This window comes from Paenibacillus sp. LK1, from assembly GCF_002750415.1.
In the GTDB taxonomy this organism is placed as follows: domain Bacteria; phylum Bacillota; class Bacilli; order Paenibacillales; family Paenibacillaceae; genus Paenibacillus; species Paenibacillus taichungensis.
In genome coordinates this window covers 45,169-57,033 of the sequence record NZ_PEII01000008.1, presented here as the reverse complement: position 1 = coordinate 57,033, position 11,865 = coordinate 45,169, and the positions used below count along the sequence as shown (strand labels likewise).

The following is an 11,865-nucleotide window of genomic DNA, read 5'->3' as shown; positions in this document are numbered from 1 at the left end:
ATAAAAATACAAACTGAAATCCCTCGCCAGATCAACTCTGGTGAGGGATTTCGTTGAACTCTTGCTATAGAGTGCCTCATATGGGCTAGATTATATGCTAACCAAATTCTGCTTTTATTTCATTTTCCAAATGGCTTGAATAAATAAATCGATTCTAAATTTAGCTTTCAGAACTCGATCTCTCGATCGCCTTTTTGAATATTCATCAAAGGGTAGCAGACCTACGGATCTCACCCTATATGAACTTGGTCTATTCCGCCTGAAGGACTTCCATCAGATTATCATATTCTTCGCTCGTCAGATACTTGGAGATCACCTGCTCAATATCACGCAACTCCTGTTCCGTTAAGCCTCCTTCCATGGCGCCTGAGATTTGCTGCATCTCTTTCTGAGGCAGCTTGTTCATCAGCAGGCTGAAAATCTTTTCTTTTTCCTCCAACGGTAGCTTGTCTTTCTTACCTGTGATGTCATCCGGAGAAACTACAATCTCATCATTCCCTGAAGAAGCCGTACCAGTGGAGTTCGTACCTGTTCCGTTGCCAGATGCTGTATTGTTGCCAGTTGTTGTCCCAGAATCGGTACCGGCATTTCTACCAGCATCTGCGTCTGTTCCCGCGGCTGAGCTGCCCCCTGGATTTGATCCCGTAGCGGAGGAGTCCGTTCCTGAGCCTGCTCCTTGACCCTCGTCTGATCCCGTACCCTGTCCTTGGCTGTTGCCTGTATTCGCGCCTGTTTCTCCGCTTTCTGTTCCATTGCCCATGACAGATATCGCATCTTCTGGAACGTGTTCCTCCTCCGCACCTGCTGGCTGATCTGTCGTGCCCGTTCCCGGCTTCTTCTCTTCACCAGACTTACCACCTAATGCCCCCTGAAACATGGCCGTTAACCCCATAGGCTGCCCTTCCCACTGAATATTGAAACTCGCCAGCAGCGATTTTACATATGACTGAACGATTAATCCGGTTGTCAGCAGGGTCAATGAACTGACCAGCATCACGGTAAGCAATATTTTAATGAACCATTGAAGCAACTTCATTCCCGTTCTCTCCCTCCGTTTTCCGACCCCATATCACATTCAATGTTTCAGGATCTATGAGTCTACTGTTAACCAGTATTGACGGAAATCCGGGGATTATATCAGGAAGGCGTGCGAAAAACCCCAGCTATCGCTATTTAAGCGATAACTGGGGCTCTATGATGCCTATATAGGCATATCATTTGGATGAACGTTTAGCTTCGAATTGCCGAGTTAACCTAGCTACTTATTCGTAGATAGGAAGAACTTGATTCGTTTGCTCACGGTTACGACCTACAGAGAAGATAGCGATTGGAATGCCTGTCAGTTCGGACACACGCTTCACATAGTTCTGTGTGTTCACAGGCAGGTCTTCCAGCTTCTTCGCTGCTGTGATATCTTCGCTCCAGCCTGGAAGCTCTTCGTATACCGCTTCACATTCTGCCAGCATTTTCAGGCTTGCCGGATAGTGAGTGATAACCTCGCCGCGGAATTTGTATCCTGTGCAGATTTTCACCGTTTCCAGACCTGTCATTACATCCAGGGAGTTCAGGGACAGACCCGTAATTCCGCTGACACGACGAGCGTGGCGAACAACAACACTGTCGAACCAACCGACACGACGCGGACGTCCAGTTACAGTACCGTACTCATGTCCAGTCTCACGAATTTGGTCACCAACTGCATCATGCAGCTCTGTCGGGAAAGGACCATCTCCTACACGTGTTGTATAGGCTTTAGCCACACCGATAACCTGTTGAATACGAGCTGGGCCTACGCCAGAACCGATACATACGCCGCCTGCAGACGGATTGGATGAAGTAACGAATGGATAAGTACCTTGGTCAAGATCCAACATAACGCCTTGTGCACCTTCGAACAATACTTTTTTGTCCTCATCGATGTATTCGTTGAGCACCACTGATGTATCACGCACATAAGGACGCAGAATTTCTGCATATCCCAGGTAATCTTTCAGAATTTCTTCTACATCTACAGGCTCGCCGCCATAGACTTGCTCGATTACACGATTTTTTTCTTTTACCAAATGACGCAGTTTCAGTTCGAACTCTTCCGCATCCAGCAGATCAACCATACGAATACCGATACGGGCTGATTTGTCCATGTAACATGGGCCAATTCCCTTGCCAGTTGTACCGATTTTGTTCGGGCCTTTGCTCTCTTCTTCCAATGCATCCAATACCATGTGATATGGCAGGATGATGTGTGCGCGTTCGCTGATGGACAGGTTTTTGGTCGTAAAGTCATTGTCATGAATATAGTTAATTTCTTCGATGAGTGCCTTCGGGTTGATAACCATACCGTTACCAATTACACATGCTTTATCTGTGTAGAAGATACCCGATGGGATCATCGTCAATTTATATTTTTTGTTATCGATCAGAATCGTGTGTCCTGCATTGTTACCGCCTTGGTAACGAGCAACCACATCTGCGGATTCCGCCAAATAATCCGTAATCTTGCCTTTACCTTCGTCTCCCCATTGCGTTCCCACTACAACTACCGTTGACATAGTACATACCTCCGTGGGTGCCTTGCGCACCTTTGTATTGGTCTGTCCGTCCTCTATCTCGGCAGGAATTTGAAGTGAAATTACCAGCGGAGAAGCGTGCTAACGGACAGTGAAAATCCCCCTCGGTTTACATCCAAGGGAAGGTTTTCGCTGCTTTAACGCAGCAGTACTAGTGTACCAGTCCCTTTTTTCAAAGTCAAATCAAATGGCGAACAATTAGATATAGTCAAACTCTAATGTTCGGAATTGACTCTATATTGCGACGCAAAAAACCGGCGAAGCCAGTCAAATCTTGCTTGACGGCTAACCCCGGTTATACGCTACGCGTTTAAATCCAACGCTATATGTCGTATTCACAACGTATTTACAAGTTCATATGATCTAATGGTTGATGTCGGGGACAGACGATTTCACTTCCCAATTGAAGCAGTCTGTGCCTGTCCCCTACATGGCAAAGGCATCATTATGTGCCCGCTCGTAGTTAACGAATTTATTAAAGTTTTTCAGGAAGACCAGTTCCACCGTGCCTACCGGACCATTACGCTGTTTGGCGATAATAATCTCGATAATGTTTTTCTTCTCGGTCTCCTGGTTATAGTAGTCATCCCGGTACAGGAACGCAACGATGTCGGCATCTTGCTCGATCGAACCCGATTCCCGCAAGTCACTCATCATCGGACGTTTATCCTGACGCTGCTCTACACCCCGGCTCAGCTGAGACAAGGCAATAACCGGAACTTCTAATTCCCGACCAATCTGTTTCAGTGTACGCGAAATCTCGGATACCTCTTGTTGACGGTTCTCGCCGGCTTTACCACGTCCACTAATCAGTTGAAGGTAGTCGATCAGAATCATACCAAGGCCTTTCTCTTTCTTGAGACGACGGCATTTCGCACGAATGTCAGCTACGGTGATCCCTGGCGTATCGTCAATGTAGATGTTTGCTTCATTCAAGGCTGCAATGCCCATCGTCAGCTTCTGCCAATCTTCATCACCTTTGAAGTCACCCATACGCATGACACCCGCATCCAGATTGGCCTCTGCACAGATCATACGCTGTACGAGCTGTGCCGCTGACATCTCCAGACTGAATATCGCAACCGTCTCCTGCGCTCGAATGGCTACATTCTGAGCGATATTCAGGGCAAAGGCGGTCTTACCTACAGATGGACGTGCAGCTACAATAATCAAGTCACTACGCTGGAATCCGGCGGTCATCTTGTCCAGATCGATGAAACCTGACGGAATACCCGTCGTCGTTCCCCGGTTCTGATGCAGCGTCTCCACGCGGTCGAATACTTCCATCAGTACATCCTGAATGGCTATAAAACCGCTACTGGAACGTCGGTTGGAAATCTCCAGAATGCGCCGCTCTGCTTCTCCAAGCATAGCCGCGACATCCTCACCACCCGTGTATCCTTCACTCACAATTTGCGTAGCTGTACGAATCAGGCGACGCAGCATGGATTTCTCTTCGATAATCTGAGCGTAATAATCCACATTCGCGGCAGTCGGAACACCATGAGCCAGCTTCGCCAGATAACTGACGCCGCCGATGTCCTCGAGCTCGCCTTTATCCTTCAGCAGCGAAGTCAGTGTCACGAGGTCAATCGGTTGGTTTCCCTCGCCAAGCTGGATCATCGCTTCAAAAATTAATTGATGGGGTTTATCATAGAAATCCTCGGTTTGCACCCGTTCCATCGCTGTAATCAGGGCTTCGCCCTGCAACAGGATTGCACCCAGCACGGCCTGTTCGGCTTCCAGGTTCTGTGGGGGAATCCGGTCGAATAACATTTCGCCGCCCATCTTACTCTTCCGTTACCTGTACCTTCAAGGTAGCCTTCACTTCAGGGTGAACCTTGACGGTGACTTGTGTTACGCCGAGTGTGCGAATAGGCTCGTCCAGCTCAATTTTGCGTTTGTCGACTTTCAGACCTTTCGCTGCCAGAGCTTCTGCGATTTGTTTGCTCGTGATTGCCCCGAACAGACGGCCGCCTTCGCCAGATTTTGCTTTCAGCTCAGTTACTTCAGCTTCCAGCTTTTTAGCCAGAGCTTCCGCTTCTGCTTTCTCTTCCTGCTTACGTCTGTCTTCCGCTGCCTTCTGGTTGTCCAATGTTTTCATGTTACCATCTGTTGCTGGACGTGCGATTCCCCGTGGCAGAAGGAAGTTCTGTGCGTATCCCTCGGATACTTCCTTCACTTGTCCTTTTTTGCCTTGACCCTTCATATCTTTTATAAAAATGACTTTCATTCGAACAAACCCTCTTCCTTTTCGATTTCAGCCAGTACGTTCGTCAGCCGTTTTTCCGCCTCTCCAAGCGTTCCTTCAAGCTGCACGGCAGCATTCGTCAAATGTCCGCCACCGCCCAGTCGTTCCATGACCACCTGAACATTCATGCGCCCCAGCGATCTCGCGCTGATGCCAATCAGTCCATCCGGACGTTCACTGATGACAAATGAAGCGACCACGTCAGTCATATTGAGCAATGTGTCCGCCACTTGGGCGATCATCATCTGTGGAATCTTGTTGCCAGGGTCTGTGACCGCCAGCGCAATGTTCCCGTATACCATTTTAGCATGCTTTATGATTTCTGCCTTAGCAATATATTCTGACAAATCTTCTTTCATCAGCCGCTGGATCATAATGGTGTCTGCACCACTACGACGCAGGAAGCCTGCCGCTTCAAACGTTCTCGATCCTGTATGGAGTGCAAAATGCTTTGTATCCACCGTAATCCCGGCCAATAACGCCGTCGCTTCCAGCGGAGTGAATTGCACCTTGTCATGAATATATTGGAGAAGCTCAGTCACCAGTTCTGCTGCCGAAGATGCATAGGGCTCCAGATAGATCAGCACTGCATCGTTAATGAATTCTTCACCCCGACGGTGGTGATCCACAACCACAACACGCGTAGCCGATTGAACTAGCTTCGGCTCCATTGTCATGGATGCCTTGTGCGTATCGACAACAACGAGCAGCGTATGCTCCGTCATCATCTGGGTTGCCTGTTCCGGCGACACAAAGGCTTTGGACAGCTTTTCATCCTTATTCACCTGTTCCATCATGCGTTCAATGGAAGGGTTGGGCCCATCCAGTACAATTCGTGCTTCCACATTGTACAGACTCGCCGCTTTCCATACCCCAATAGACGCGCCAATCGCATCCATATCAGGCATTTTGTGACCCATGATAATCACGCGGTCGCTCTCCTGCATCAAATCACGCAATGCATGCGCGATAACCCGGGCTCTTACCCGTGTACGTTTCTCCACCGCGTTGGACTTCCCACCGTAAAAGGACAACCGCTGTCCAGATTTTACGGCAGCCTGATCGCCGCCACGGCCAAGTGCCATATCCAGACTGGACTGAGCCAGTTCCCCCATCTCACTGATGGTATCCGAACCAAATGCCAGTCCAACACTTAGTGTCATCGGCACCTTAAGATCAGCCGTCATCTCCCGGACTTCATCCAGAATGACAAACCGGCTCTGCTCCAGTTCCTGCAAAGACTTATAGTTCAGCATCATGAGATAACGATCAGAGGAGAGGCGGCGCAGGTACACCTCATACCGCTTCGCCCAGGACGTGATCTCACTTGTTACGCGGGCAATCAGTGCAGTTCGCTGCTGGTCGTCCATACCCTGGGCTGCTTCGTCCAGGTTATCGAGGACCAGAATGCCCAGTGCAATGCGTTCATTCTCATATTTATCACGAAGAATGGCTAGCTCCGTAATTTCGTAAACATATACATACCGCTCCTGCGGGTTATGGATAACTCCATAAAATCGATCATCCAGTTGGAATTCGTCATGAAGTTCCTTGGACGGCTCCTTGGTCCCATCCTTTTTTTCCTTCGGTTGAGGAAGTTTAGGAAATAAATTTTGCAGCGGATTGCCTACCATCGTCTTCTCTTGGAACATGTCCGCGACGAAGCGATTATGCCACTCTACGGTACGATCTTCGCTGTACAGCACAATACCGAATGGGAGCATGCTGACCGCTTCTCCCTCCATTCGCTTAATCCGAATGGACAGGCCATTAATGTAGTCGTTAAGCTCACGACGGAACGCGAGCTCCGCCTTAATCATGACGATTCCCAACGCCGAAGCCAGTATCAGACTAATCAAACCAAGCGTCCAGTTGTAGATGGTCACGAACATAACAAGCAGAAGCAGCAGTATGAACGCCCATACGGTATAGTAGCCGTGCCAGCGTTTCTTCAGAAATTTAGGCATGACTCATCACCCTATCGTTTTGGTTTCGATATTGCCTCGCGAAGCGGGAACGCCAGATCGATAATCCCGATAATCCGCAACGGTCCAATGAAGAAGACTGCCGCCGCCAGCAAATACGGTACAACCGGATTCCATTTCTTTGCATGTGAGAGAAAGAAGAAGAATCCGATAGCTTGAATCATGAAGCCCAAATTGATTAGAGGCGACAAGTTCATGGCAATCATGGTCCAGTACGATCCGTCACTCTGTCTGGATATCACTTCGAACAACAATGCCAGGAAGTAATACCAGATCAGGGCACGCGGCATACGCCATTCACGCGCAGGTGGAAATTTCGGTACAACCACACCCATAACGTTCAGAATCGGACGTGCAATGAGATGTGTGATTAGAGCCATGACCAGAGACGTGACCACCAAGGCGAATGGAATCATAAGCTGAGTCTGTCTTGCGACATCTTGAGTCATTTCAGGTGTCCATACAAACCCATTTACCATCTGACTGGATGAATTCGTCAGCGGTTCAATCGTCAATCTGACCACATCATCAATATAACTCGACAAATCAAACTGGAAGATTACACTTCCAATCAACAGGACCAACAGATATTCGGCCAGCATGGCTCCACTTCCTACCATTAGGGCGAACAGGGCTGACTTCTTTTTCTTGTACGCATTGCCCATAACAATGGCGGGCAGGGTGAACAAAAGCAGTAATAACAAATAAATCGGACTAAATATGACCAAAATAATCGCCACTGGGACGAGATGCCATATGAATGATTTTACTGGTAATGAAGCAAACAAAATAACTCCAGGTATCATCATGAAAAATATGGCCAGAACCGATAAAGGAGTTAACAGCGAAAGTAGCAAGAGCAGATAAACTACGCTCCAGACAGCTGATTTAAAGCTAAATTTCAACAAATTCACCTCTTACGCATGTGATCTTCTAGCGCGGAAATATCCTGGTACCAATCTTCCAACTGGTGACCTTCCTGTTTATGCTTTTTCAATTTCTCAACAAGCAGTGCATCCAGATCCTTGAAAGGAATACCGAGCCTGCGGCCCAATATGTAACTACTCATCATCAAACTGGCGAGACTGTCCCCGATTCGGGTTGTACTGCCTTCCCATAACGCTTTGAATAATCGGGATACCTGATCAAGCACTTCGGTTTTAAGCCATTCAATCACTTTAGCGCGTTTGGCTACATCCAGTTCTTTAGGCATATTGGCGAAAGTCACTCTCCCCCGAAAAAGCTTTATTCTCCATTATAGCATAAAAAGGGGGGCCGCAAAATTACCCCAAAAAGCGGAGAAGTCCTCCGAAACTTATCTCAGGTACTTTGCGGGGACCCCGTAGAACGAATTCGTATTTTATCTTGTCGAAAATTCATTTAAGTTCGCGTTCAGCTCTTCTTAAGTTTAACATGATACCGGACGGCTGTGATTATCCACGCTGCTGCAACAATATCGAAATTTGTTTCGACTTACTTCACTTTCATGGATTCCTTGGCTACAATACCCTCGCAATACTCAATAATTTGACTCCGTCTTACGATCCCAATGAAGCGCTCCATATCATCAACAACCGGCACAAAGTTCTGCACTTTGGCCAAATTAATCAAATCCTCCATGTTGGCTTCAATGGATACCGGTTTGATATCCAGCCGAAGTGGAACGTCCTTGAGCAGAAATTTTGAAGCGTTTTCAAATGTGATCTTTCCCTCGGCGTTCTTCATATACCACAACAGGTCACCTTCGGTAACTGTACCGATATACTTGCCTTCCTTATTCAAAATGGGCACCGCCGTGAACCGATGATATTCCATCCGTTCCAACGTTTGCCGCAGAGTAGAATCCGACGTCACGCACGTAACTTCTTGTTTGGGTAGCAAAAAAAATGCGATGTTCATACCCTTAAGTATCCTCCTTGTGAAATTTCATCAGTCAGCTTATTACATTCAACTTACATAGTACGCATTAGAACGCAAGATGTTCCAAAAGGACATAATTCCATCTACAAAGTAAAAAAAACAGCAGCCCGCCAATAAACGCACTGCTGATCGTTGTCAAAAACATAACGGCTGTATGGAATTGGTTACTCGATCTTCTGCCGGTCAGGAATCATCACTTCACCGGCTGGGGTCGACTCATCCATCCAGTTGTTAATCAGCTCTTTGGCATATTGGACGTCTTTCTCATCTGCTTTGCCATAATAAATTCCGTCTTTCCGCATCCCTTCGCCCAAAATAGTGAAGCTTGAGATTTGCGGTTTTTCCTGAGTCAGTACCTGTTTAGCCAGATCAATAATGAAGGAAGGCTGCATATCCGTCTGAAAGCTGTCTCCCATAATCTGAATCAATTCCGGGATTTTGCTAATGGCGTTCAGATTAAGCATCTCATTCGCCATGGCATTCAGGAAAATCTGCTGCCGCTTGGTGCGATTAAAATCGCTATCCTCACGGTATCTTACATAGTAAAGTGCTTCCTGCCCGTCATAGATCGGCTTACCGCCTTCAATTGTGAACTGCACATGTTCCGGGTTCTTGTTCACAATGTCCTCATCAATCGGCAGCTTCACGCCACCAAGCGCATCAACGACTTTTTTGATCCCGTCAAAGTTAATCGTTGCATAGTAACCTACATCCGCATCGAGAAACTTCTCCACCGTATTGATAGACATATTCTCCCCACCGAAGGCGTAGGCATGCGCGAGCTTGTCATAATCATCCTCGCCATCCTTGTTGGCATCACGTCCAACAATCTGCACATAGGTGTCACGTGGAATGGACACCAGGAGTACTCGAGATTCTTTCGGACGAACAACGGCATAGATAACCGTGTCTGAGCGCCCACGTGTTTTCTCATAGGCACGTTTGTCTGAGCCTAGCAGCAACACAGAGAACGGTTCTTTGCGATATACTGTTGGGTCGGGCGTATTGTTGCCCTCCTGAGGAACATAGGAACGGGACAATTGATCTTCAACTGAACCAGCGAGAAACAGATCGAAGGCTGCTACAGCAAGCTGCTGACGAAACAAATAGCCCCCGATTAACAAAACAACGAGCGATACGAGCGTTATATATAGACCTTTTCTTCTTTTCTTCTTCTTATCTTTAGTTCTGCTTGTCATCCATCGATTCCTTCTTCACTGTCAAAATGAAATTCGATACTACTACGATATAAGTTGAATTTAACTTATCCTGACCCCGCAACGGTACAGTGTTAATGATCCGTTCAACTTATATACTTACCATTAAACGTGCGCAATGGCTGGTGACACGGTGTTCTCTGAAGTTTTCTCTATCTGAAAAGAAAACGCCGCTCACGCTCGTTCTATTGTAATCATTGCTGGATGATGAAAAGTTACAATACGGTTAAATTGAAAAGAACAGCGCCCTTTTTTTACTGGCAAAAGGTGCACTGTTCTCTTGATGTGGAATGGCCATCCATTCAGTTTGTGGAGGCTGTCTCCACCCGATTCCTCTTCTCTTTATGACGCAGACGTCCTGTAATAAGCGCAGCGACCAGCGTCAGTACACTGAAAATAACCGCTGACCAGAACAGCCCATTATAACCCTCGCCGGTCGTCTGATGTAGAGCCTGCAGTAGCACATCTCGAATGCCCGGATCAGGAATTTGGGACAGTCCTTCTGTTAAGCTGGAAATATCGCTCCCTGAGGCCGAACCGCCGCCAGACGCATATTGTTGGAGCGCTTCGGGCGGCACCTGAATGCCCTGATCTGCAAGACCCTGCTGAATATTGGATCCCAGGTTGGAGAAGGAACGAGCAAGGAAACCGGCAAAAATGGTAGGGGCGATCGCCATTGCCATCTGACGGAATAAGGAACTGGTCGCTACCGCAATGCCCTTGTTGTTCTCACCCGCTTGCTCAGTAACGAGTACGTTCACTGGAGCTCCCAGCATCATACCGAAGCCAATCCCCACAAGTACACTCGCAATCACGAATTGCCAGATATGCTCTACCCATAGTGGGAAGAGCAGGAAGCCGATAGCTGACAGCAATCCGGCTACAGATAACGTCCAGATTGGTCCTTTGCGGTCAACCAGATAACCGCCACCACCCGCACCAATGCCTGAAGCAAGAGCAAGCGGTGTAAACCAGTAGCCGGAGGCTGTGTTGGATACCCCGAGGTATTGCTCAACAAAGCCTGGAATAAAGATCACAGATGCCAGAATGGCTCCTGAGAAAAAGGCAATCAGTAGCGTCCAACGAAAGGACGCAATGCCCAGAAGCTGTGTAGATACAACAGGATCACGTTGTGATCCTTCCAGCCTTTTTTCAAGAAAGTAGAAGAGCACCAGAATGACCACACCTGCCAGGAAGAAACCATAGAACGTTGGTGAGCCAAGACTTTGCAGCATATTTACGCCATCCAGGTTGCTGAAGCTGTACATCAAACTAAGCACACCCAGCGTCAGGACTGCGATACCACTCCAGTCCACCGCCTTACGGCTCAGCTCCTGTTCTTCATGAATATAACGGATGCCTGCAATAAACAGCAAAATGGCGATCGGTACATTGATTAAGAACAGCCAATGCCAATTCCCCGTAATGTCGAGAATAAAAGCACCGATATTCGGTCCAAGAATCGCCGCAACCCCGTTCATCCCTCCCAGAAGACCCAAGGCTGTGCCCTGACGCTCCGCTGGGAACTTGCTTAATACGTAAGAGCTCGCAATGATAAAAATCCCGCCACCACCCAGCGCCTGGATGACACGAGCAATCAGGAAGAAGGTAAACGATGTGCTTAGTGCAACGAGTAAAGACCCGATTCCGAACAAAGCCACTTCAATCAGAAACAGCTTCTTGCGTCCATAACGGTCGGAGAGCTTACCTGCAATCGGCACACTCACCGCAAGTCCGAGCGTATAGAGCGTAATTGTCCACGCTCCCCACGTCGGCGACACGCCAAACGACGCATTTAAAGTCGTCAGGGACGACGTAATAATTCCGTTATCCAGCGCAGCCATAAACACCCCGATAGCAAATAGGATAAGCGGCCATTTCATTTGTTTTTGCATCCCATGTTTCCTCCCCAATCAGATTGCAAT

The 11,865-nt window shown here is 47.8% G+C and carries 10 protein-coding genes; all 10 read right to left on the bottom strand.

Features of this window, described 5'->3' with window-relative positions; genetic code table 11:
* Nucleotides 1–250 precede the first annotated feature (250 nt).
* The 10 genes from CS562_RS18315 to CS562_RS18270 all read right to left on the bottom strand — a co-directional run bounded on the left by CS562_RS18315 (nt 251) and on the right by CS562_RS18270 (nt 11,835).
* Nucleotides 251–1,036 carry a dermokine domain-containing protein gene (locus tag CS562_RS18315; RefSeq protein ID WP_099857749.1) on the bottom strand — a complete coding sequence of 262 codons (786 nt, stop codon included), beginning with the start codon at nt 1,034–1,036 and terminating at the stop codon, nt 251–253.
* A gap of 226 nt (nt 1,037–1,262) precedes the next feature.
* A complete protein-coding gene (locus tag CS562_RS18310; protein WP_076287194.1) occupies nt 1,263–2,549 on the bottom strand; it encodes an adenylosuccinate synthase in 1,287 nt (428 codons plus the stop codon).
* Nucleotides 2,550–2,993: 444 nt separating this feature from the next.
* Nucleotides 2,994–4,355, bottom strand: coding sequence for a replicative DNA helicase (gene dnaB, locus CS562_RS18305; protein WP_062327745.1), 1,362 nt, complete (start codon nt 4,353–4,355; stop codon nt 2,994–2,996).
* Between the two features lies 1 nt (nt 4,356).
* Entirely contained in the window at nt 4,357–4,800 is a 444-nt protein-coding gene (gene rplI, locus CS562_RS18300) for a 50S ribosomal protein L9 (RefSeq protein WP_024629550.1), read from the bottom strand.
* Nucleotides 4,797–6,785, bottom strand: coding sequence for a DHH family phosphoesterase (locus CS562_RS18295; protein ID WP_099857747.1), 1,989 nt, complete (start codon nt 6,783–6,785; stop codon nt 4,797–4,799). Before CS562_RS18295 ends, rplI begins: the two co-directional genes overlap by 4 nt.
* An 11-nt stretch (nt 6,786–6,796) precedes the next feature.
* Nucleotides 6,797–7,717 carry a DUF2232 domain-containing protein gene (locus CS562_RS18290; RefSeq protein WP_256716698.1) on the bottom strand — a complete coding sequence of 307 codons (921 nt, stop codon included), beginning with the start codon at nt 7,715–7,717 and terminating at the stop codon, nt 6,797–6,799.
* On the bottom strand, nt 7,714–8,016 hold the full coding sequence (locus tag CS562_RS18285; RefSeq protein WP_024629547.1) for a MazG-like family protein: 303 nt from the start codon (nt 8,014–8,016) through the stop codon (nt 7,714–7,716). Before CS562_RS18285 ends, CS562_RS18290 begins: the two co-directional genes overlap by 4 nt.
* A 260-nt stretch (nt 8,017–8,276) precedes the next feature.
* Complete coding sequence (locus CS562_RS18280; protein WP_063567369.1) at nt 8,277–8,702, bottom strand: CBS domain-containing protein; 426 nt, start codon at nt 8,700–8,702, stop codon at nt 8,277–8,279.
* A 185-nt stretch (nt 8,703–8,887) separates the two neighbouring features.
* Entirely contained in the window at nt 8,888–9,922 is a 1,035-nt protein-coding gene (locus CS562_RS18275) for an LCP family protein (RefSeq protein WP_053781967.1), read from the bottom strand.
* 320 nt (nt 9,923–10,242) lie between these two features.
* On the bottom strand, nt 10,243–11,835 hold the full coding sequence (locus CS562_RS18270; RefSeq protein WP_099857745.1) for an MFS transporter: 1,593 nt from the start codon (nt 11,833–11,835) through the stop codon (nt 10,243–10,245).
* Between the last annotated feature and the right edge of the window lie 30 nt (nt 11,836–11,865).